We start from the raw sequence: 22803 nt of genomic DNA, 5'->3' as shown, positions 1-22803 counted from the left end.
GAGCACAGGTTCCCGGGAAGGCAGATCCCGATGATCGCACCGTACAGGGCCCGAGGCATGGGACGAAGGTCCTGCCTGCGGTAGAGCCGACCGTTGGTCGGCTGCTCTTCGGCAGGGACCCCAGCGCCGAACGCGCGTGGTAGCGCGGGGCCATGCCCCGCGAGCGCGCAGCGCGGAAAAGAGATATCCGCCGGGCATGGCCCGGCGCTACCGGATGTTGATCCAGCCCCCCCAAGCCCTCAGTGGCCCGCCTTGTCCCGCTTCCAGCCGCGGTGCTGGATGTCCAGGTGCAGGCTGTACAGGGCGGTGAACGCCGGGAACAGGTTCTGCAGCACTCCCACCGAGTCCTGCTTGGCCGAGAACAGGAAGTAGCTCAGGGTCATCAGGCTGCCAACCACGCTCATGTACCAGAACAGGCGCGGGATGACCGGCTTGCCGGCGCGCTTGGACGCCACGAACTGCACCAGCCAGCGGCCGCCGAACATCAGCGCGCCGGTGTAGCCGATCAGCTTCCAGCCGGTCACGTGCAGGCCGGTCCAGTACAACCAGGTCAGCGGCTGGTCGAGCCAGTGCAGCTCCATCAACGCTCCTCCACCGCAGTGCGCTTGCTGCGGGTGATCAGCCAGGCCACGCCGCGCAGGTCGCGGATGCCGACCAGGGCGCGGCCCAGGTTGTTGTACTTGGACACGCCGGCGGTGCGGTGGCGGTGGTTGACCGGCACGCTGGTCGTCTTCCAGCCGGCGCGCTGCATCAGCGCCGGCAGGTAGCGGTGCATGTGGTCGAAGTACGGCAGGTCGAGGAAGGCCTCGCGCTCGAACAGCTTGATGCCGCAGCCGGTGTCGGGGGTATCGTCGCGCAGCATGCGCGCGCGGATCGCGTTGGCCCACTTGCTGGCCCAGCGCTTGCTGCCACTGTCCTGGCGGTTGACGCGCCAGCCGGCGAACAGCTTCACCTGCGCATCGGCCGACTGCCGCGCCGCCAGCAGCTTCGGAATATCGGCCGGATCGTTCTGGCCGTCACCGTCGAGCGTAGCGATCCACGGCGCACTGGCGTTGCGCACGCCGGTGCGGACGGCGGTGCTCTGCCCGCTCTGGCTGACATGGTGCAGCACGCGCAGCTCGGGCGTGCTGGCCTTCAGGCCCTGCAGCACGGCCAGGCTGTCGTCGCGCGAGTTGTCGTCCACATAGACGATCTCGAACGGAAGCCGACCGCGCAGCGCAGCGACGATCTCTCCCACCAGGGGCGCGACATTGTCGCGCTCGTTGAACACCGGGACGACAACGGAAAGCTCGGGTTGGCTCATGGGTCACTCGGCCAGCAGGGATACAAAGACCGCGCATTCTCCGAAGCCGAGGTTATCCGAAGATGAATCCGGCTGCATGAGGGCCTGCCCTCAGGCGCGATCGCCAAAATAGTCGCGGCACCACGCCACCACCGGCGGCAGGCCCTGTTCGATCGGGGTCACCGCATCGAAGCCAAAAGCGTCAAGGGCGCGTCGGGTGTCGGCCATCGTGCGCACCATGTCGCCCGGCTGCATCGGCCTGTAGACCTTCTGCGCGGGGCGGCCGGCAGCCTGCTCGATCACGCTGATGAAGCGCTCCAGCTCGACCGGCGTATGGTTGCCAAGGTTGAACACCCGGTGCGGCACCGTTTCAGTACTGGGGTGCGCGAGGGCGCCGAGGATGCCCGATACGATGTCGGAAACATGTGTGAAATCGCGCTGCATGCGGCCTTCGTTGAACACATCGATGGGGCGGCCGGCCAGCACCGCGCGCGAGAACAGCAGCGGCGCCATGTCCGGCCGACCCCACGGGCCATACACGGTGAAGAAGCGCAGGCCGGTGGCATGCAGGCCGTACAGCTGCGCATAGGTGTAGGCCATCAGCTCGTTGGCCGCCTTGGTGGCCGCATACAGTGAGCGCGGCTGGTCCACGCGCTGGTCCTCGGAGAACGGCGGCGTGGCCGAATCGCCATACACCGAGCTGCTGGACGCATACACCAGGTGCTGCACGCCACGGTGGCGGCACAGCTCGAGGATGTTGACGAAGCCGACCAGGTTGCTGTCGACGTAAGCGTGCGGGTTTTCCAGCGAATAGCGCACGCCGGCCTGCGCGGCCAGGTGGATCACTGCCGTCGGCTGCACCTCATCGAACAGCGCAGCCAGGCCCTGCGGGTCGGTCAGGTCCAGGGTGCGCAGGTCCAGGCCCGGGCACAGCGCGGCCACGCGGTCGCGCTTGATCTGCGGGTCGTAGTAGTCGTTGAAGTTGTCCAGGCCGACCACGGCCTGGCCGGCCTCCAGCAGCGCGCGGGCGGTGTAGGCACCGATGAAGCCGGCAGCGCCGGTGAGCAGGATGGTCATGGCGGGTCTCGTTCAAGGCACCCCGCGATCATCGCAGCGGCCGACGTCACGGGGATACGCCGACCGACCTGTGCCCGGCCGCTCAACCCTGGCGGGTGCGCAGCTTCTCCAGCACGCCGTCCAGCGTGTCCAGATCGGTGTAATGGATGATCAGCTTGCCCTTGCCGCCGCGGCCATGGTTGATGGCCACCTTGGTGCCCAGCGATTCGGACAGCTCGGTTTCCAGCGAGACGATGTCGGCCTGCTGCACTTTCGGCGTGGCCACCGGGCGGTTGCTCGGCACCTTGCCGGCGGCGAAGGCCTGCGCACGGCGCTCGACTTCGCGCACCGACCAGCCTTCATCGGCCGCTTCCTGCGCCAGCTTGCCAGCCAGCTCCGGGGCGAGGGTCAGCAGCGCGCGGGCGTGGCCCATTTCCAGGCGGCGGGTTTCCAGCAGCAGGCGGATGGCCACCGGCAGCTCCAGCAGGCGCAGCAGGTTGGACACCGCCGCGCGCGAGCGGCCGACGGCTTCCGCAGCCTCGGCATGGGTCAGGGTGAATTCGCTGATGAGGCGCTGCAGCGCTTCGGCTTCTTCCAGCGGGTTGAGGTCTTCGCGCTGGATGTTCTCGATCAGCGCCATCGCAATGACGGTGCGGTCTTCCAGCTCGCGCACCACCACCGGCACTTCGTCCAGCCCGGCCAGCTGCGATGCACGCCAACGGCGCTCACCGGCGACGATTTCGTAGTTGCCCGCCGGCAGCTGACGCACCAGGATCGGCTGGATCACGCCCTGCGACTTGATCGAATCGGCCAGCTCGGAGAGCTTGCCTTCGTCCATCTCGCGGCGCGGCTGGTACTTGCCCGGCTGCAGCTGGCCCACGGCCAGCTTGCGCAGCACTTCACCCGGCAGGGGCTCGATGACCGCAGTGGTGGCCTGCACCTGGCTCGCCGCGCCCTTAGGGCCCAGCAGGGCGTCCAGTCCGCGGCCGAGGCCTCGCTTCTTGGCTGCAGGCTTGCTGGTCATCAGGCGGTCTCCACGGCCTTGGCGGCCTTGTTGCGTTCGTTGTTGCGGCGGATGATCTCGCCGGCCAGGCCCAGGTAGGCCACGCCACCGCGCGAGGCGCGGTCGTAGCCGACGATGCTCTGGCCGTGGCTGGGGGCCTCGGCCAGGCGCACGTTGCGCGGCACGATGGTACGGAACACGCGGTCACCGAAGTGCTCGGTCAGTTCGGCCGACACCGCGTTGGCCAGGTTGTTGCGCACGTCGAACATGGTGCGCAGCACGCCTTCGATCTCCAGCACCGGGTTGAGGTTGGTGCGCAGCGCTTCAATGGTTTCCACCAGCGCGCTCAGGCCTTCCAGCGCGTAGTACTCGCACTGCATGGGCACCAGCACCGAATCGGCGGCGGCCAGCGCGTTGAGCGTCAGCAGCGACAGCGCCGGCGGGCAGTCGATCAGGATGTAGTCGTACTCGTCGCGGATCGGCGCCAGCGCGCGCTTCAGGCGCTGCTCGCGCTCTTCCTGCGCCATCAGCTGGATCTCGGCCGCGGTCAGGTCGATGTTGCCCGGCAGCAGGTCGTAGCCCTCGGCGGTGGCCAGGCGCACGTCGGCGGCCTTGGCTTCGCCCAGCAGCAGATCGTAGGTGGAGGAGACCAGCTCGCGCTTGTCCACGCCACTGCCCATGGTCGCGTTGCCCTGTGAATCCAGGTCGACCAACAGCACGCGCTTGGGTGCGTTGGCCAGGGAAGCGGCCAGGTTGACGGCGGTCGTGGTCTTGCCGACGCCACCCTTCTGGTTGGCGATGGCGATGATGCGGGCCATGCGGGTGTGCCTCGTCGACGTGTGCTGGGACCGGTCATTATGCGTACAACCGGCCCCGTGCGGAAATCATGGATCGCCAACCCGTTGTTCCGCAAAGGGCTGGCGGCGGGTTCAGGGGCCTGTCACAGTGACCAGATGGCGTTCGCCGGCCAGGCCGGGCACGCTCAGCGGGGTCACCTCGCGCACCTGCCAGCCTGCCGGCAGGGCCGCGATCTCGTCATGCGGGTAGACGCCTTTCATGGCCAGCAGCACGCCACCGGGGCGCAGCAGGTGACCACCGACGCGGACGATGCCGGCAAGGGTGTCCATCGCGCGTGCGGTCAGCTGGTCGTAGCGGCCGGCCTCGTCCAGCGCCTCGGCGCGCGATTCGGCCACGCGTGCATTGGTCAGGCCCAGCTGGCGCACGGCTTCGCGCATGAAGCGCGCCTTCTTGCCGTTGCTCTCCACCAGGGTGACCTGCAGGCCCGGGCAGGCGATGGCCAGCGGGATGCCCGGCAGCCCGGGGCCGGTACCGAGATCGGCCAGGCTGCCATCGGCCACGAACGGCTGCATCGCCAGCGAATCGAGCAGGTGGCGGGTGACCATTTCCTGCGGATCGCGGATAGCGGTGAGGTTGTAGGTGCCGTTCCAGCGGTGCAGCAACGCCAGGTAGCGCAGCAGCGGCGGCGCCAATGCGCCCGCCAGGCCCATGCTGGCCAGGCCCTGTTCCAGCGTGGAGACCACGCCGGCGGGAAGATCGTGTTCGCTCATGCCGTCATTATCGCCGGTTTTGGCCGCCGGTTCGCCGCTTCGGTGCGCGGCCTCAATCGGCATGCCACGCCAATGCCGCGCGGAACTGGCCGCTGGCCTGCCATTCGTGCAGGTGCCAGCGCTCGGCCTGGCCCAGTCCGGCGTCGCACCAGCGCAGATGCAGGGCACCATCGGCGCCGGGCGCCAGCTGCAGTCGGTGCAGGCCGAACGAGATGCCCTGGCCGTGCGCCTTCAGCAGCGCCTCCTTGGCGCACCACACGCGGAAGAACCAGTGTTCGCGCTCGTCGGCGGCCAGCCCTTGCAGCCACGCCACTTCGTCGGGGTGGAAGAAGCGCTGGATGATTTCCAGGAGCCGCGGGCGCGGGCGCAGCAGTTCCAGATCCACGCCCAGCCGAACGCCCTCGCCCAGCGCCACCAGCAGCATCTCGCCGCTGTGGCTCCAGCCGGTGCCATAGTGGGCCAGCGTGCCGGCCAGCTCCGGCCGGCCCTTGTCGTCGCGCACCAGCGGCAGGGCATCGGGTTCGCCGCCCAGCGCCTGCGCCAGCACCTGCCGGGCCTGCGGCTCACCGCGCTGGCCGGGCACGTGCGGGCAGCGCCAGACCGTCACCGGGCCGAAGCGCCAGGGGCCGTCGAGGGTGGCTGGCAGGCTCATCCGCACGCACCCGTCACGGGATTGCACGACGGTTTCACGGCACTGCGGGTCAACTGGTCCCCGTCCCTTCCCCTTACAGAGGTCACGTTCATGGGCATCATCATCTGGCTGATCGTTGGCGGCATCGTGGGCTGGCTGGCCAGCATCATCATGCGTCGCGACGCCCAGCAGGGCATCATCCTCAACATCGTGGTGGGCATCGTCGGCGCGCTGATCGCCGGCTTCCTGTTCGGCGGCGGCATCAACGATGCCATCACCCTGCGCACGTTCCTGTTCTCGCTGATCGGCGCGGTGATCCTGCTGGCCATCGTCAACCTGTTCACCCGCAAGAGCATCCGGTGATCTGAAAGGTAGCGCCGGGCCATGCCCGGCGTTTTCCTGCGGCCGCTGCGCCTGCCGGGCATGGCCCGGCGCTACCGCGGTAGAGTCGAGCGTGGGCGCGAGCCCCCGGGGACACTCGAGCCAACGACGCCAAACCGGAACCCCCCCCCCCCCACCCCCGGTTTTTCGACTGGCCCCCCCCCGCCCCCCCCCCCCCCCCCCCCCCCCCTCGACTCTACTTGCACCCACGCCGGCGCATGGTCGCTGGGGCGTTCCCAGGTCCGTGGCTCGCGGTCGATTCCCGAGGCCACCGCGCTGGCCTTCAGCGCATCTGACACCAGAGTCAGGTCGATGCGCAGGCCCAGGTTGCGCCGGAAGCCTGCGGCACGGTAATCCCACCAGCTGAAGGTGCCCGTCTCGTCATTGTGCAGGCGGAAGCCATCGTGCAGGCCCAGCTGCAGCAGCTTCTGCAGCGCGCCGCGCTCGGCGGTGGAGGTGAGGATGTGGTTCTCGTTCCACACCTCCGGGTCGTGCACATCGCGTGCGTCCGGGGCGATGTTGAAGTCGCCCATCACGATCAGCTTCGGATGGCGCTGCAGCTCCTGCGCGATCCAGGCATGCACCGCTTCCAGCCAGCGCAGCTTGTACTCGTATTTGTCGGTGCCGACGTCCTGACCGTTGACCACATACAGATTGATTACCCGCAGGTCGCCGAAGGTACCGGCGATGACGCGCTTCTGCTCGTCCTCGAAGCCGGGAATGCCGATCTGCACGTCCTGTGCCGGCTCACGCGACAGCAGCGCCACGCCGTTGTAGGTCTTCTGGCCGGCGAACACGCTGCGGTAGCCAGCGGCGATCAGCGTCGAATCGGGGAACTTGTGGTCCTCCAGCTTGGTTTCCTGGATACCGACGATGTCCGGGCCGAAATCCTTGAGCCACTGCTCCAGGTGCGGCAGGCGGACATTGAGCGAGTTGACGTTCCATGAGGCGATTTTCATGGGGGCATTCTACCCGGGTAGGCCTGGGTTGCCTTGTAGATCCGAGCCCACGCTCGGCTGCCTGTACCCCGGCCGCTCAACGGCAGCCGAGCATGGGCTCGGCTCTACAGAATCACGCCATGCGTGGCTTCACCGAACCAGCAGCTTCAACAACCCCGCAATCTTCGAATACGGCGGCCGCAGCCGGTCACTGGCCGCCCAGCGCGACTGCCACAGCACCGGCAACCGCTTGCTCATGGCATCGAACCCGGCCCGGCCGTGGTACGCGCCCATGCCACTCGCCCCCACCCCGCCAAACGGCAGGTCGTCGGCGGCGAAGTGCAGCAGCGTGTCGTTGACTGTCACCCCGCCCGCCACCACCTGGCCGAGGATGCGCTCCACCGTGGCCGTGTCATGGCTGAAGGGATACAGCGCCAGCGGCCGGTCACGCGACAGCACGTCAGCCAGCGCCACCTCCAGGTCCGGGTAGGCCCGAACCGGCAGGATCGGCCCGAATATCTCCTCGCGCATCAGGTCCAGGTCGTCCGGCGGGTCCAGCACCACGGTCGGCACCAACAGGCGCTCGCGGTCGGCGCGCGCCGCATCCACCTGCGCCAGCGGAACCACCGGCACGCCGCGTTCGCGCGCCTGCACCAGATAACCCTGCAGGCGCTGGTACTGGCCCTCGTTGATGATGCGCGTGTAATCGCCGGCATCGCTGAAGTCGCCGTAGCGCTCGCGCACCTGCTGCTGCAGCGCCTGCACGAACTCACGCTGGCGCGCGGTGTCGATCAGCACGTAGTCCGGCGCGATGCAGGTCTGGCCCGCGTTGAACCACTTGCCGGTGGCCAGCCGCGCGGCGGCTTTGTCCAGCGGGAAATCGCGGCAGACAATCGCCGGCGATTTGCCGCCCAGCTCCAGCGTCAGCGGCACCAGATGCTCGGCCGCAGCGGCCATCACCTTGCGGCCCACCGCCGTCGAACCGGTAAACAGCAGATGGTCCAGCGGCAGCGAGGACACCGCCGCGGCCACGTCCGCCCCGCCCTGCACCACCGCCACCCGATCGGGCGGGAACACGCTGGTCAGCAGATCGGCCAGGAACGCGCTGGTGCGCGGGGTATGTTCGGAAGGTTTGAGCAGCACGTGGTTGCCGGCGGCGATGGCCGTGACCAGCGGTACCAGCGCCAGCGTGACCGGGTAGTTCCAGGGCGAGATCACCCCGACCACGCCCAGCGGCGTCGGCCGCAGCTGCGCGCGCGCCGGCCACAGCTTCCAGCCGGCCGAGACCCGCTGCGGCTTCGACCAGCGCCGCAGGTGCCGACGCAGATGGTCGATGGCCGACAGCACGCTCATGCCATCGGCCAGCTTCGATTCAACGTGGGCGCGGTGGCCGAAGTCCTCGGCGATGGCCTGGGCCATGTCATCCATGCGCGTCTGCAGCGCCTCGCGCAGGCGACGCAGGTCGGCATCGCGCTGGTCGAGCGAAGGGCGCTGGGCGTGCCAGGCGCTGCGCAGGGTCTGCAGGATGGCGGGGAGGTCGGCGGGAGTGAGCGTGGTCATGGGCCGACTATACGGGGTGCGGGATCGCGCAACCGTCGTCTCGATGGGGGGCTGTACCGCGCCGCGGTAGAGTCGACCGTTGGTCGACTGTCGCGCGGATCGCGCGTTTTCAACAATCCCGCCAAGTGCAGTCGACCAACGGTCGACTCTACCCCCCCGTTCCCACAAACAGAAAGGCCGCGGTCTGCACCGCGGCCCTTCCTTCATCCGATGAACATCATTCTTACTTGGTGATGTCCACGTTCTTCGTTTCACGCAGGAACAGGCCGCCGATCACCACCGACATCAGCGCGATGATGATGGGGTACCACAGGCCGTAGTACAGGTTGCCGGTACCGGCCACCAGCGCGAAGGAGATCGCCGGCAGGAAGCCACCGAACCAGCCGTTGCCGATGTGGTCCCGCCAAGTGCAGTCGACCAACGGTCGACTCTACCCCCCCGTTCCCACAAACAGAAAGGCCGCGGTCTGCACCGCGGCCCTTCCTTCATCCGATGAACATCATTCTTACTTGGTGATGTCCACGTTCTTCGTTTCACGCAGGAACAGGCCGCCGATCACCACCGACATCAGCGCGATGATGATGGGGTACCACAGGCCGTAGTACAGGTTGCCGGTACCGGCCACCAGCGCGAAGGAGATCGCCGGCAGGAAGCCACCGAACCAGCCGTTGCCGATGTGGTACGGCAGCGACATCGAGGTGTAGCGGATGCGGGTCGGGAACAGTTCGACCAGGTAGGCGGCGATCGGGCCGTAGACCATGGTCACGTACAGCACCAGCAGCCACAGCATGAAGATCGTGCCGGCGATGTTGATGCGCGAGCCATCGGCCTTGGCCGGGTAGCCCGCCGTGGTCAGTGCACCCTTCAGTTCGGCACCGAACGCATCGGCCTTGGCCTTGCCTTCTTCCTTGGTCAGGCCGGCGGCCTCGTACGAGGTGACGCTGGCGCTGCCCACGTTCACCATGGCCAGCGAACCGGCAGCGGCCGGCTGCACGTCATACGGCACGCCCGCCTTGGTCAGCGCGGCGGTCGCCACGTCGCAGGAGCTGGTGAACTTGCGCAGGCCGACCGGATCGAACTGGAACGAGCAGGTGCTCGGATCAGCCACAACCAGGGCCGGCGAGTTGCTGCGGGCTTCTTCGATGGCCGGGTTCGCGAAGTGGGTCAGACCTTTGAAGATCGGGATGTAGGTGACGGCAGCCAGCAGGCAGCCGGCCAGGATGATCTTCTTGCGGCCGATGCGGTCGGACAGCCAGCCGAAGAAGATGAAGAACGGCACGCCCAGCGCCAGCGCGGCGGCGATCAGCAGGTAGGAGGTGGTGGCGTCGACCTTCAGCATGCTGCTCAGGAAGAACAGCGCGTAGAACTGGCCGCCGTACCAGACCACGGCCTGGCCAGCCGCGGCACCCAGCAGGACCAGCAGCATCAGCTTCAGGTTGCCGCCCTTCAGGCTGTCACGGAACGGGGTCTTGGAGCCCTTGCCCTCGGCCTTCATCTGCTGGAACAGCGGCGATTCGCTCAGCTGCAGGCGGATCCACACCGAAACACCCAGCAGCAGGATCGAGACCAGGAACGGAATGCGCCAGCCCCAGGCTTCGAAGGCTTCGTTGCCCAGGAAGTAACGGCAGGCCAGGATGATCAGCAGCGACATGAACAGGCCGAGCGTGGCGGTGCACTGGATGAAGCTGGTGTACAGGCCGCGCTTGTCTGCTGGGGCGTGTTCGGCCACGTAGGTCGCCGCGCCACCGTACTCACCGCCCATCGCCAGGCCCTGGGCCAGGCGCAGCACGATCAGGATCACCGGTGCGGCGAAACCGATCGAGGCGTAGTTGGGCAGCACGCCGACCAGGAAGGTCGAGATGCCCATGATGAGGATGGTGACCAGGAAGGTGTACTTGCGGCCGATACGGTCGCCGAGGCTGCCGAAGAAGGCCGCGCCGAACGGACGCACGAAGAAGCCGGCGGCGAAGGCCAGCAGGGCGAAGATCATGCCCGTGGTTTCGTTGACGCCACTGAAGAACTGCTTGGCGATGATCGCGGCAAGCGAGCCGTACAGGAAGAAGTCATACCACTCGAAAACGGTGCCCAGGCTGGACGCGAAGATGACCTTCTTGTGTCCCTGGGTGAGTTCGGCTTTCGCCGGTGCAGGTGTTGTTGACATGAGACGTTTTCCCTCTGTAGATGCCGACCGTTGGCCGGCATGCAATCCCGGTAGGTGCCGAGCGTTGGTCGGCACGCGATCTAGGTAGGTGCCGACCGTTGGTCGGCACTCATTTAGAAGCTGTACTTCGTGGTGAACTGCACGCGGTTGATATCGCCCTTGCGCCCATCTTCGATCTCACGCACGCCGTACATGTACTCGGCACCGATATCGACCTTGGGCATCGGCGTGTAGAAGATGTTGCCGCGGATGCTCTGCACGCTCTTGGTGACCAGCGGCCCCAGGCTGCCATCGTTGTCGTAGTCGCTGCGGGCGTAGATCAGGTTGGTGCGCAGCTTCGGCGAGAAGGCATGGCGCCAGCCCACGTAGCCGGCCAGCACGCCGGTCGGGTTCAGTTCGTCGCGGGCGATGTCGTAGGCGGTATCCGCAGTGACGCCCAGGCCGATGTAGCGGGCGATGCCCTCGCCACCGGTCAGCTGGTAGTGCAGCGAATCGTTGCCGCCCATCACCCACTTGCCGCCCAGGGTCAGGCCGCCGGCCACCTTGTCGGCCTTGGCGCCGGTAGCCTGGTTGTCGACCTTCAGCTGGCGGACGATGCCGCCGACGCCGAAGGTGCCCCAGTCACCCTTCCAGCCATAGCGCATCGTCAGGTCGGGCAGGCTGCCACGGTCGGAGTTGGCGCTGGCGTTGGTCCACACGCCGGTGACCGGGTTGCGGGTACCGGTGAGAGTGGTGGTTTCCGGGTTTTCCAGGGCGACGCTGAAGCCGCCCTGGGTGTAGCGAACCTGGGCCTGGCGCACGAACACCACGCCATCGGTCGGGCCGACGAAGTCGACCGCTTCCGGCAGCGCCGCCGCATCCATGAAGTTGGACCAGGTCTGGCCGGCCAGCCAGTTGTTCCAGTACATGTAGGCGTGGCGCAGGGTCACGCCGTAGGTGTTGGTAGCGGTCTGGTTGCCCAGCGAGTTGCCGAAGAAGTCCATCTCGAACATCGCGCCGGCCTTGTTGCCCGATTCGCTGACGTTGTCGATGCCGATGTTGAAGCGCGAGAACTTGGCGTGGGCGTTGTAGTCCACGTCCGAGCGCTTGCCCGAACCGCCGGCACCGGCCACCGGGGTCTGGCCCGGCAGGTACAGCGCGCGGCCGGTGGCATCGTCGGCCAACTGGCCATCGCTGGTCTGGGTGGCCATGAAATCGGCCTTGATGAAGCCGCCGATCTTGACGGTGGTGCCCGGCGCGGCGCCCGGGGTGATGGTGGTGACCTGGATCGGCTGCTTGCCGGCCGGCACCTGCGCGACCGGCTTCTGCTCGGCCTGCACGGCGCGGACATCGGTCACGGCCTGCTGGGTCTGCACGATCTGGGTCTGCTGTTGCTGCTGCGAGGACAACAGCGCCTGGACCTGGCGCTCCAGTTCGGCAACGCGTGATTCAAGCGCCTGCTCTCGCGAGGTACTTCCTTTGGCGGTCTCTGCGAACGCCATGCCCGGTGCGACCAGGGCGACCAGCAGGCAGGCCGCCAAAGGTTTGCGCACGGCTTTCAACGTACGGTGGCTCATGTTGCCCTCTCTCCCAAGTGGCAAGGTGATGCCGCGCGTGGGGCACGGTCGAGCCGAGACTGCGGGGCGTTTATGTATAGCGGTATTCGCCATTGGTCGAACCCGGGCCTGCAGGGCGCCGACTTTCGACCATGGTCTAAGCGCCGTGGTGACGCGACCGGGGGTGGATGGGGCAAACTGGTGGCGGAGGGTCGTTGCGATGCTGCGACCGCACATACAAAGTCAACGTGCAAGTGAGGGTGCCATGGCTGATATCTACCCCGTCGATCCGCAGTTCGCCGCCAAGGCACGCATCGACAAGACGTCTTACGAGCAGCAGTACCAGGCGTCGGTGTCCGACCCGGATGCGTTCTGGGGCAAGGCCGCCGAACGGCTGGACTGGATGCGCCAGCCGACGAAGATCAAGAACGTCAGCTACGACCTGGCCGACTTCCACATCAAGTGGTTCGAGGACGGCGAGCTCAACGCCAGCGTGAACTGCCTGGACCGCCAGCTTGAAAAGCGCGGCGACAAGACCGCCCTGCTGTTCGAACCGGACGGCCCGGATGCACCGGCCCAGCACGTGACCTATCGCGAGCTGTACGAGCGCACCTGCCGCCTCGGCAACGCGCTGCGCAACCTGGGCGTCAAGAAGGGCGACCGGGTCACCATCTACCTGCCGATGATCGTCGACGCGGCCGTGGCCATGCTGGCCTGCGCGCGCATCGGTGCGATCCACTCGGTGGTGTTCGGCGGCTTCGCTCCGAACTCGATCGCCGACCGCGTCAGCGACTGCCAGAGCAAGCTGATCATCACCGCCGACGAAGGCCTGCGCGGTGGTCGAAAGATTCCGTTGAAGGCCAACGTCGATGCCGCGCTGAAGCTCCCGGGCACCAATACCGTTGAAACCGTGCTGGTGGTGCGCCACACCGGCGGCGCGGTCGACATGCAGGCCCCGCGCGACCGCTGGTTCCACGACGTGGTGGACAGCCAGCCGTCGACCTGCGAGCCCGAGCGCATGAACGCGGAAGACCCGCTGTTCATCCTCTACACCTCCGGTTCCACCGGCAAGCCGAAGGGCGTGCTGCACACCACCGGCGGCTACCTGCTGTACGCGGCCTACACCCATGAAGCGGTGTTCGACCTGCGCGAGGACGACGTCTACTGGTGCACCGCCGACGTCGGCTGGGTCACCGGCCACAGCTACATCGTGTACGGCCCGCTGGCCAACGGCGCGACGTCGCTGATGTTCGAAGGCGTGCCGAACTACCCGGACACCTCGCGCTTCTGGAACGTGATCGACAAGCACAAGGTGACGATCTTCTACACCGCCCCGACCGCCATCCGTGCACTGATGCGCGAAGGCGAGGAGCCGGTGAAGAAGACCTCGCGCGCGTCGCTGCGCCTGCTCGGCAGCGTCGGCGAGCCGATCAACCCGGAAGCCTGGCGCTGGTACTACGAAGTGGTCGGCAACAGCCGCTGCCCGATCGTCGATACCTGGTGGCAGACCGAGACCGGCGGCATCCTGATCTCGCCGCTGGCCGGGGCGATGGACCTCAAGCCGGGTTCGGCCACCCTGCCCTTCTTCGGCGTGCAGCCGGCGCTGGTCAATGCCGATGGCGAAGTGCAGGACGGCCCGACCGAGGGCAACCTGATCATCCGTGATTCCTGGCCGGGCCAGATGCGCACGGTGTACGGCGACCACCAGCGCTTCATCGACACCTATTTCCGCACCTACCCGGGCAACTACTTCACCGGCGACGGTTGCCGCCGCGATGAGGACGGCTACTACTGGATCACCGGCCGCGTGGACGATGTGATCAACGTGTCCGGCCACCGCATCGGCACCGCCGAAGTGGAAAGCGCGCTGGTGTCGCATCCGAAGGTTGCCGAGGCCGCCGTCGTCGGCTTCCCGCACGACGTCAAGGGCCAGGGCATCTACGCCTACGTGACCCTGGTGGCCGACGAGGCCCCCAGCGACGAGCTGCACAAGGAACTGGTCGCCTGGGTGCGCAAGGAAATCGGCCCCATCGCCACGCCGGACCACCTGCAGTGGGCACCGGGCCTGCCCAAGACCCGTTCGGGCAAGATCATGCGCCGCATCCTGCGCAAGATCGCCGAGAACGCGCCGGACCAGCTCGGCGACACCTCGACCCTGGCCGATCCGTCGGTGGTGGCGTCGCTGGTGGACGAGCGCAAGGTCCGCTGATGTACTACCCGGGCAGAGGTCTCGGGGTCGGATCCCTTTCCGTCAGGAAAGGGCTCTGACCCCAGTGAACTCCGGCCGCCAAGGGGTCAGAGCCCTTTCCTGACGGAGGTGATCTGACCCCGCACTGTTTTCCCCCACGGTTCCCCCCGACCATGACCACCCTCCTGATTGCCGATGACCACCCGTTGTTCCGCGAAGCCCTGCGTGGGGCCGTACAGCGGGTCATCCCGGGCGTGCAGCTGTTCGAGGCTGACAGCGTGGAAGCGCTGTACGCGCTGGCCGACCAGCACAACGACGCCGACCTGGTCCTGATGGACCTCAACATGCCCGGCGCGCAGGGCTTCAACGCGCTGGTGCACATGCGCTCGCTGCACCCGCACCTGCCGGTGGTGGTGGTGTCCGCACGCGAAGAAGCGACGGTGATGCGCCGCGCGCTCGATCACGGCGCACTGGGTTTCATTCCCAAGTCGGCCGACTCGGACACAATCGGCCACGCGCTGGGCACCATCCTCGATGGCGAGACCTGGGCACCGCCGGAAGCGCACAACGTGCCGCCCACCGGCAGCGAGGAACGCGAAGTCGGTCAGCGCCTGCGCGAACTGACCCCGCAGCAGTTCCGCGTGCTGCAGATGCTCGGTGCCGGCCGCTTGAACAAGCAGATCGCCTACGACCTCAACGTGTCCGAGGCCACGATCAAGGCCCACGTCACCGCCATCCTGCGCAAGCTCGGCGTGACCAACCGCACCCAAGCCGTGCTGATGGCCGGCAAGCTGGCGATCGACGACGACGCCATCGTGCTGCCGCCGGAAGAAGACTGAACCTTGCGTTGTAGAACCCAGCCCATGCTCGGCTGCTGTTCGCCAATATCCGCGCTACGCGCGTGAGCCGAGCGCAGGCTCGGCTCTACAGGACTCCGCGCCATCTGCCTTTGTAGAGCCGAGCCCATGCTCGGCTGCGGTTCGCCAAAGACCGCGCTGCGCGCGTGTGCCGAGCGCAGGCTCGGCTCTACAGGACTCCGCGCCATCTGCCTTTGTAGAGCCGAGCCCATGCTCGGCTGCGGTTCGCCAAAATCCGCGCTACGCGCGTGAGCCGAGCCCATGCTCGGCTGCGTTCGCCGAAATCCGCGCTACTCCCGCAGAGGCCATCTGCTCCAGGCATGGGGATACTCACCAAGACACGTAGCCAGACCGGCACGAACCGGATTGGCCGCAATGTACATCGCCTGCGTGCGCAGGCATTCATCGCTGCGCAGCGCGTGGTCGTAGTAGCCCGGCTGCCAGATCGGCGCGTTGGCCTCCACCTGCCTGGCAATGGCCCGTCCGCTTCGGGACTTGAGGATCTGCATGCACCCGGCGAGCGTTCCGCGTCGCAGTTCGATCAACCAATGAAGATGGTCCGGCATGATCACCCACGCCAGGGAGCACGTCCGCCCTGTTCGTTCTACCGTACGGAGTGCCTCGATCAGCAGGTCGACGTTGGCTTCATCGTCGAACCAGCGTCGACGCGCGTATGTCACAGCGGTTAACGCATAGACATTGCCGGTCTGCGACCACCGGCCAATACGGAGTGCGGGGCTGGACATGCCAGAAGACTATGCTGCGAACGACGGGCTCTCCATCGGTGCAACACCGCATCGCCTGTCGGCCGATGCCCCGCTGTAGAGCCGAGCCCATGCTCGGCTGCGTTTGCCTTGAGCCCGCGCTAGGCGCGTGAGCCGAGCGCAGGCTCGGCTCTACAGCTTCATGTGTTACGCCACGCCGTGCAGGTGTTCGTACAGGATCGTCGAACCGATGATGACCAGGATCACGCCGCCGATGATCTCGGCGCGCTTGCCGACCATGCCACCCAGCACGCGGCCGAGCATGATGCCGGCGGTAACCATGGTCAGCGTGCACAGGCCGATGACCGCAGCCATCACCCCGATGTGCACGTCCATGAAGGCCAGGCCGATGCCCACGGCCATCGCGTCGATGCTGGTGGCGAAGCCGGTCAGTGCCAGCTTCCAGAAGCTGTGGTGCTGCGAGGGATCTTCGTCCTCTTCGCCGCTGTCCGGGCGTATGCCGTTGATGATCATGTGCATGCCCAGCGCGACCAGCAGGCCGAACGCGATCCAGTGGTCGAAGGCCTCCACGTACTGCAGGGCGGCGCGGCCGAGCAGCCAGCCGATGATGGGCGTGATCGCCTCGATGACGCCGAAGATGATGCCGGCGCGCAGTGCATCGCGGAATACCGGCTTGCGCATGGCCGCACCCTTGCCGATCGCGGCAGCGAAGGCATCGGTGGACATGGCGAAGCCGATCAGGAGGATCGAAACAGGAGACATTGGCGGCTGCTGAAGGTCGGGCAAAGACGGACGCACGGCTCGCGCTCGCGCCCAACCTGACGTTGCGCGCGCGGGCCGCTGGTCTCGCCAACCATCATGGTTGTCCACGCCACGGCGCACTGGCCGAGTATGTTGACGTGGACGATTCCTGCGAAGGAATCCGGCTACTCCCCAAGGGGACGCGAAGCTTAGCATCGCGATCCGCGCGTGGCGCTGTTCCAAGCAAACGCGCAGGCAGGGCTGGTTTGTATAGCGAAGGCTATATTGCCGCGAAAACTGCAGGTGCTCGGCGTGATCCAGCCGAGCATGGGCTCGGCTCTACAAGGGGCTTCGTGGCCCCGCGTTACCTCGCGTCGCGCAGCGCACCAAGGAAGGCGCGCAGCGAGGCCGGCTTGATCGGCTTGGTCAGCACGCGATAACCGCGCTCGCGGGCCATGCGCTTCAGTTCATCGCGGCCGTCGGCGGTCAGCAGCGCGCCCGGCAACGGGTAGCCGGCCGCTTCGCGCAGCGCCACCAGCGCGTCCAGGCCATCCATCCGGTCGTGCAGGTGGTAGTCCACCAGCATCACCTGCGGCTGCTCGGCCACCTTCTCCAGCGCCTGGTCCACGGTGGATGCGGTGATCACCTGCACCTGCCAGCGGCCCAGCAGCGCGCGCATGCCGTCGAGGATCTCCTCGTCGTTGTCCACGCACAGCACGCGCATGCCGGCCAGCGAATCGCTGCGCACCGGCGGTGCGGCGGCCTGGGCCGGCAGCAGCGGCTCGCTGTAGCCCGGCAACGGCGCCACGCGCGGCAGGATGATCGAGAACATCGAACCGCTGCCGACCCGGCTGCGCGCATTGAGGCGATGGTCGAGCAGGCGCGAGATGCGCTGGCAGATCGACAGGCCCAGGCCCAGCCCCTGCTCGCCCCAGTCGAAGGGCTGCTGGTAGCGATGGAATTCGTCGAAGATCTGTCGCATGTGGTGCTCGGGGATGCCCGGGCCGGTATCCCACACCTGCAGCTCCACTTCATCGCCACGCTGGCGCACGGCCAGCACGATGCGGCCTTGGCGGGTGTAGCGCAGCGCATTGGCGAGGAAGTTCTGCAGCACGCGGCGCAGCAGGCGGCGGTCGCTGCGTACCCAGGTGGTGCGCGCGAACAGGTCCAGGCGCAGGCCGCGGCCCGCCGCCACCGGCGTGTACTGCGCGGCCAGTTCGCGCATCAGCGCGCTCACATCGAATTCGCCGATCACCGGATGCAGGCCACCGGCATCCAGCCGCGAGACGTCCAGCAGGCCATCGAGCAGTTCCTCGGCCGCACGCAGCGAAGCATCCACGCGTTCGGCCAGGTGCTTCTGTTCGTCGCTCACATGGTCGCTGTCACGCAAGGCCGAGGCGAACAGGCGCGCGGCGTTCAGCGGCTGCAGCACGTCATGGCTGATCGCCGCCAGGAAGCGGGTCTTCGACTGCTGCGCGACCTCGGCTTCGTGCGAGCGTTCGGCCACGCGCTGTTCCAGCGTTTCGTTGGCTTCCAGCAGCGCTTTTTCCGCATGCTTGTAGTCGGTGATGTCGTTGTAGCTGGTCACGTAACCGCCACCAGGCAGGGCCTGGCCGCGCATCTCGATCACCTTGCCGTCGCTGCGCGTACGCTCGAACACGTGCGGTGAACCGGCGCGCATGTAACCGATGCGACGGTTGATCTGCACTTCGATATCGCCTTCGCCCAGCTCACCGCGTTCGGCGTTGTAGCGGATCAGGTCGGCGACGGGTCGGCCCACGTAGAGCATGCCGTCGGGGTAACCGAACATGTCCTGGTAGCGGCGGTTCCAGGCGGTCAGGCGCATGTCCGGATCGACCACGCTGACGCCTGCGCTGATGTTTTCCAGCGTGGTGGACAGGATCTCGCGGTTGAAGCGCAGCTCCTGTCCCGCTTCGTCCAGCACCGCCACCACTTCGCCCAGGTCCATGCCCGAGCCACGCAGCAGGCTGGTCAGCAGCAGGCGCGCCGACGCGGCGCCGATCGAGGCGGCCAGCAGGCGCTCGGTGAACTGCACCCACGGCCGGTCCGCCGGCGCCGTCGACTGCAGCTCGCGCCCCAGCGACTGCGCCTGTTCAAAGAACGAGCGCCGTGCGTGGCGCTCGCCGACCACACGCGAGGCCAGCGCCAGCAGGTCGCCCACGTGCACATGGCCGGGCCAGCCGCCCGCCACCGAGGGCCGCTCCGCATAGGGATCGAGGAAGGGTGCGGCGCGCAGGCGTTCGTCCACGCCCGGGCGCCAGCGCGCGGAGACCAGCATCATCGTGGCCATGTTGACCAGCAGCGACCAGAACGTCCCATGAGTGAGCGGGTCCCAGCCGGTCATGCCGAACAGCTGCTGCGGGCGCAGCCACTCCACGCCGAACGGCCCGTGCCGCACCCACGTCGCATCCACCCAGCCGGCCATGGTCATCGCCGGCAGCAGCAGCGTGTATATCCACGTAGCGAAGCCCAGCACCATGCCGGCCTCGACGCCGCGACGGCTTGCGCCGCGCCAGTAAAGGCCGCCGATCAGGCCCGGCGCGAACTGCGCCACCGCAGCGAAGGCCATCAGGCCGTACGAGGCCAGGGTGCTGTCGTTGCTGCTGCTGCGGTAGTAGCTGTAGGCCATCAGCGCCAGCAGCAGGATCGCCATGCGGCGGATCCACAGCACGCGCGAGGCCATGTCGGCCGCTTCCTGATGGTCGCCACTGCGGCGCAGCAGCACCGGCATCACCAGGTCGTTGCTGACCATGGTGGCCAGCGCGATCGAGGCCACGATGACCATGCCGGTGGCCGCCGAGAAGCCGCCGACGTAGGCGATCAACGCCAGCGCGTTGCGCCCTTCGGCGAGCGGCAGGGCCAGCACCATCGCATCATCGGCCACGCTGCCGCCGGTGCCGAACAGGGTGACGCCGGCCGTGGCGATCGGCAGCACCATCGCCGAGATCAGCACCAGGTAGCCGCCGAACATCCAGCGCGCGCGGCGCACATCGCGCACGTCGCCACACTCGACCACGGCCACGTGGAACTGCCGCGGCAGGCAGATGATGGCGAGGAAACTGAGCAGCGTCTGCGAGATGAAGCCCACCGGCGGCAGGCCGGTGAACAGCGTATGCACCGACTGCACCACCGCATCGGTGCGGTTGCTCAGCCACAGGTAGGCGAACACGCCCACCGCCAGCATCGCCAGCAGCTTGATGACCGATTCGAAGGCGATGGCCAGCATCATGCCGTGGTGGTGCTCGGTGGCATCGACCTGGCGGGTACCGAACAGGGTCGCGAACAGGGCCATCAGCAGCGCCACGTACAGCGCCGGGTCGGTGAAGAAGCCGGTCGGGCCGGTGTTGCCGGTCAGCACCTGCAGGCTCATCGCCACCGCTTTGTACTGAAGCGCCAGGTACGGAACGATGCCGATCAGGGCGATGATCGCCACCAGCGCAGCCAGCCGCCGCGAGCGGCCGAAGCGCGAGGAGATGAAATCGGCGATGGAGACCACGTTCTGGCTGCGCGCCACCAGCGCCAGGCGCTCGATGATGCGCCAGCCGAACAGCAGCATCAGCAGCGGGCCGATGTAGATCGGCAGGTAGCCCACGCCGTGGCGGACCGCGGTGCCTACCGCGCCGTAGAAGGTCCACGACGAGCAGTACACGGCCAGCGCCAGGCTGTAGACGACGGGCCGCAGCCACGGCCGGTCGGGGTACATCGGCCGACGGTCGCCCCACCACGCCACGCCGAACAGCAGCGCGGCATAGGCAACCGAGACCAGCAGCAGGATCCAGCTGGAGACCACGCGCGCGTTTCCGTCAGAGGAACCTGCAGTGTAGGCCAGGCGTGGCCAGGTGTACGGGCTCGTTGGGGGCAACCACCCCCACCAAGGTGGGGGCCTACGCGGTGCGGGCCACGACCGTGGGTCGTGGCCGGCTTCTTATTCCGCCGGCACGCCCATTTCCTTCAGCAGCTCGGGCGCCGGGTAGACCTTGGCCAGCAGCCAGCGCAGGTAGCGCATGTCCACGTGCACGGCACGCTTGAAGCGCGGGTCGAACCACCAGCTGGCGCTGACCGATTCCCAGTTGCTGTCGAAGTTCAGGCCGATCAGTTCGCCCTTGGCGTTGAGCACCGGCGAGCCGGAGTTGCCGCCGGTGGTGTCCAGGTTGGTCAGGAAGTTGACCGTCTGGGTCTTCAGGGCCGGGTCGGCGGTGCTGCCGAAATCGCCCTTGGCGATGGCCGCCAGCAGCGGCTTGGGCGCATCGAACGGGTAGGCATTGGTGTTTTTCTCTACGATGCCGGCCACGGTGGTCACCGGCGAGTAGGTCACGCCGTCACGCGGGTGCAGCGCTTCGACCTTGCCGTAGCTGATGCGCAGGGTGCGGTTGGCATCCGGGTACACCGCGCGGCCCTGCTTGGCACGCCAGGCGAACAGCGCCTGCATGTAGGCCGGGCGCAGGCGCAGTTGCTCGCCTTCGCGGGTCTTGCTCTCGTTCTCGATGCGCAGCTGCGCGGCCACCAGCGGGCCTGCCACGGCGATCAGCGGATCGGCAGCCAGGGCCTTGCCCTCGCGGGCGGCGGCGAAGCGGGACAGGCGCTGTGCCTCGTCACCCAGCTGGGTGCCGGCGTACAGGCCGTCCAGGGCCTTGGCCAGCTGTTGCGGGGTACGGCCGAAGGCGGTGTCGAACTCGGCCACGCGCTGCGCGTCCGGCAGCTGCTGGTAGCGGGTCAGCAGGCGGGCCAGCAGGGCCTTCTCGACCTCCGGTGCGTAGCGGCGCTGCACCTGCTTGAGCACGCCTTCGATCATCGCCTGGTCGCGCTGCTGGTAGCCGGTTTCGCGCTGCGCGTCCGGCTTGGCCGATTCGATGCGCAGGCGTTCCAGCAGCAGCGCCGAGCGCAGCAGCTGGGTCTGCAGGGCCATCTGGTCCAGCAGCAGGTCGCGCTCGCCCACCGCCGCACCCTGCGACAGGTTGGCCAGCAGCGCCTTGATGTCGGTCTGGTACGTGCGGTCGGTAGCCGCCAGCATGGCGGTCTCGTCGGCCGCACGCTGGGCCTTGGCATCGCTGCGCAGCAGGCCTTCCAGCTCACCGGCGGCGCGCTTGCGGTTGTTCTTCAGCGACTGCAGCTGCGAGGCGTAGCGGGTCCGTGCCTGCGCATCGTTGGCGGTGGCCGCCTCGATGGTGTCGATCATCTGCTGGAACACCGAGACGCGGCGCGGCAGCACGGTGTCGATCTGGCCGGCGAATTCGGCGGCGGTGCGGTGGCGGTAGGTGATGCCCGGGTAACCGGCCAGCATCGCGTAATCGCCTTCCTTCGGGCCTTCCACCGACATCTGCAGGTGCGCCGGCGCCTGGTAGGGCACGTTGTCCTTGCTGTAGGCGGCCGGCTTGCCGTCCTTGCCGACGTAGGCACGCAGCAGGGTGAAATCGCCGGTGTGGCGCGGCCACATGAAGTTGTCGATCTCATCGCCGTAGTTGCCGATCGCGCGCGGCGGCGCGTAGACCAGGCGCACGTCGCTCAGTTCCAGCTGGGCGATGCGGTAGAAATCGGTGCCGTAGTACATGTTGGCCACCGAGCAGCGCACGCTGCCGTCCTTCTCGCACTCGGCCACGATCTGCTTGCTGGCCGCATCGACGGCGTCGAAGTAGGCGCGGCCGGTCTTGCCCTTGGCCTGGGCCAGCACCTGGTCGGTCACCTTGTCGAAGCCGACGGTGACCAGCACGCGGAAGTCGGGATTGGCCGGGCGCTCATCAGCGCGGCCCTGGGCGATGAAGCCGCCATTGATGAGGTCGTGCTCGGGCGAGCTGTTGTACTGGATCACGCCCATCGCCACGTGGTGGTTGGTCAGCAGCAGGCCGTCGGCGGAAACGAACGAGGCGGTGCCACCGCCGGCACGCACCACGGCGCTCAGCGGCGGCGCGGTGACGTTGGCCAGCTCGGCCGGGTTGCCCTTGAAACCGGCCGCCTTCAGCGGCTTGGCCAGCTCCGGAAGCTGGGTCGGCATCCACATGCCTTCATCGGCATGGGCGCCTGCGGCGAGGGTCAGGCCCAGGGCCAGGGCGGCAGGAAGGGTTTTACGGGCAGACATCGGCGTTTCCGGCAGTACAGAACAGCCCGGGACCATAGCCGCTGGGGGCGGATGGGGCAACGGCCGATGGTTGGGGACCGGAC

Annotated in this window: 17 protein-coding genes, 2 pseudogenes and 1 riboswitch; of the genes and pseudogenes, 3 read left to right on the top strand and 16 right to left on the bottom strand. The window is 67.5% G+C overall.

All coding sequences use genetic code 11. The features are described 5' to 3' along the window. Nucleotides 1-239 precede the first annotated feature (239 nt). The 7 genes from FJU31_RS04660 to FJU31_RS04630 form a co-directional block, all read right to left on the bottom strand. Complete coding sequence (locus FJU31_RS04660; RefSeq protein ID WP_108747899.1) at nt 240-581, bottom strand: lipid-A-disaccharide synthase N-terminal domain-containing protein; 342 nt, start codon at nt 579-581, stop codon at nt 240-242. After that, nucleotides 581-1303 (bottom strand): glycosyltransferase family 2 protein, encoded by a 723-nt coding sequence (locus FJU31_RS04655; protein ID WP_150453694.1) that lies wholly within the window; start codon nt 1301-1303, stop codon nt 581-583. Before FJU31_RS04655 ends, FJU31_RS04660 begins: the two co-directional genes overlap by 1 nt. A gap of 90 nt (nt 1304-1393) precedes the next feature. Continuing rightward, the gene (locus FJU31_RS04650) at nt 1394-2359 is read right to left on the bottom strand and encodes an NAD-dependent epimerase/dehydratase family protein (protein WP_150453693.1); all 966 of its coding nucleotides are present in this window, start codon (nt 2357-2359) and stop codon (nt 1394-1396) included. Nucleotides 2360-2441: 82 nt separating this feature from the next. Then, the gene (locus FJU31_RS04645; RefSeq protein ID WP_150453692.1) at nt 2442-3362 is read right to left on the bottom strand and encodes a ParB/RepB/Spo0J family partition protein; all 921 of its coding nucleotides are present in this window, start codon (nt 3360-3362) and stop codon (nt 2442-2444) included. Next, a complete protein-coding gene (locus FJU31_RS04640) occupies nt 3362-4159 on the bottom strand; it encodes a ParA family protein (RefSeq protein ID WP_150453691.1) in 798 nt (265 codons plus the stop codon). Before FJU31_RS04640 ends, FJU31_RS04645 begins: the two co-directional genes overlap by 1 nt. Nucleotides 4160-4270: 111 nt before the next feature. Beyond that, on the bottom strand, nt 4271-4909 hold the full coding sequence (gene rsmG, locus FJU31_RS04635) for a 16S rRNA (guanine(527)-N(7))-methyltransferase RsmG (protein WP_150453690.1): 639 nt from the start codon (nt 4907-4909) through the stop codon (nt 4271-4273). Nucleotides 4910-4961: 52 nt separating this feature from the next. Next, a complete protein-coding gene (locus FJU31_RS04630) occupies nt 4962-5561 on the bottom strand; it encodes a 4'-phosphopantetheinyl transferase family protein (RefSeq protein ID WP_150453689.1) in 600 nt (199 codons plus the stop codon). Nucleotides 5562-5651: 90 nt separating this feature from the next. Here FJU31_RS04630 and FJU31_RS04625 point away from each other — a divergent pair, with 90 nt between their 5' ends. Further along, entirely contained in the window at nt 5652-5903 is a 252-nt protein-coding gene (locus FJU31_RS04625) for a GlsB/YeaQ/YmgE family stress response membrane protein (RefSeq protein ID WP_044571088.1), read from the top strand. 203 nt (nt 5904-6106) lie between these two features. Here the strand turns inward: FJU31_RS04625 and xth are convergent. From xth to FJU31_RS04600, 5 genes and pseudogenes are all read right to left on the bottom strand, one after another. After that, nucleotides 6107-6880: pseudogene (xth, locus tag FJU31_RS04620) on the bottom strand (exodeoxyribonuclease III); the annotation flags it as partial. A 129-nt stretch (nt 6881-7009) separates the two neighbouring features. Then, the gene (locus FJU31_RS04615; RefSeq protein WP_150453688.1) at nt 7010-8419 is read right to left on the bottom strand and encodes a coniferyl aldehyde dehydrogenase; all 1410 of its coding nucleotides are present in this window, start codon (nt 8417-8419) and stop codon (nt 7010-7012) included. A 223-nt stretch (nt 8420-8642) separates the two neighbouring features. Continuing rightward, nucleotides 8643-8816 (bottom strand): annotated as a pseudogene (locus FJU31_RS04610) (MFS transporter); the annotation flags it as partial. Nucleotides 8817-8924: 108 nt separating this feature from the next. Next, complete coding sequence (locus tag FJU31_RS04605) at nt 8925-10580, bottom strand: MFS transporter (RefSeq protein WP_150453687.1); 1656 nt, start codon at nt 10578-10580, stop codon at nt 8925-8927. 113 nt (nt 10581-10693) lie between these two features. Continuing rightward, nucleotides 10694-12136 carry a DcaP family trimeric outer membrane transporter gene (locus tag FJU31_RS04600; protein ID WP_150453686.1) on the bottom strand — a complete coding sequence of 481 codons (1443 nt, stop codon included), beginning with the start codon at nt 12134-12136 and terminating at the stop codon, nt 10694-10696. Between the two features lie 244 nt (nt 12137-12380). Here FJU31_RS04600 and acs point away from each other — a divergent pair, with 244 nt between their 5' ends. Both acs and FJU31_RS04590 read left to right on the top strand, forming a co-directional pair. Then, on the top strand, nt 12381-14324 hold the full coding sequence (acs, locus tag FJU31_RS04595) for an acetate--CoA ligase (RefSeq protein WP_150453685.1): 1944 nt from the start codon (nt 12381-12383) through the stop codon (nt 14322-14324). 152 nt (nt 14325-14476) lie between these two features. Next, a complete protein-coding gene (locus FJU31_RS04590; protein WP_006477308.1) occupies nt 14477-15142 on the top strand; it encodes a response regulator transcription factor in 666 nt (221 codons plus the stop codon). A gap of 308 nt (nt 15143-15450) precedes the next feature. Here the strand turns inward: FJU31_RS04590 and FJU31_RS04585 are convergent, their stop codons facing one another. The 4 genes from FJU31_RS04585 to FJU31_RS04570 form a co-directional block, all read right to left on the bottom strand. Further along, a complete protein-coding gene (locus FJU31_RS04585) occupies nt 15451-15906 on the bottom strand; it encodes an REP-associated tyrosine transposase (RefSeq protein WP_150453684.1) in 456 nt (151 codons plus the stop codon). Between the two features lie 165 nt (nt 15907-16071). Further along, nucleotides 16072-16647 carry a manganese efflux pump MntP gene (locus FJU31_RS04580; protein WP_150453683.1) on the bottom strand — a complete coding sequence of 192 codons (576 nt, stop codon included), beginning with the start codon at nt 16645-16647 and terminating at the stop codon, nt 16072-16074. A gap of 10 nt (nt 16648-16657) precedes the next feature. Continuing rightward, nucleotides 16658-16826, bottom strand: a riboswitch (yybP-ykoY riboswitch). Nucleotides 16827-16990: 164 nt separating this feature from the next. Further along, complete coding sequence (locus tag FJU31_RS04575; RefSeq protein WP_150453682.1) at nt 16991-20437, bottom strand: hybrid sensor histidine kinase/response regulator; 3447 nt, start codon at nt 20435-20437, stop codon at nt 16991-16993. A 135-nt stretch (nt 20438-20572) separates the two neighbouring features. After that, nucleotides 20573-22720 (bottom strand): S46 family peptidase, encoded by a 2148-nt coding sequence (locus FJU31_RS04570; RefSeq protein ID WP_150453681.1) that lies wholly within the window; start codon nt 22718-22720, stop codon nt 20573-20575. Nucleotides 22721-22803 lie beyond the last annotated feature (83 nt).

It is taken from the genome of Stenotrophomonas cyclobalanopsidis (genome assembly GCF_008710035.1).
GTDB lineage: Bacteria > Pseudomonadota > Gammaproteobacteria > Xanthomonadales > Xanthomonadaceae > Stenotrophomonas > Stenotrophomonas cyclobalanopsidis.
Note: the sequence above shows the minus strand (reverse complement) of the source record. Positions and strands in the feature narration are given on the sequence as shown.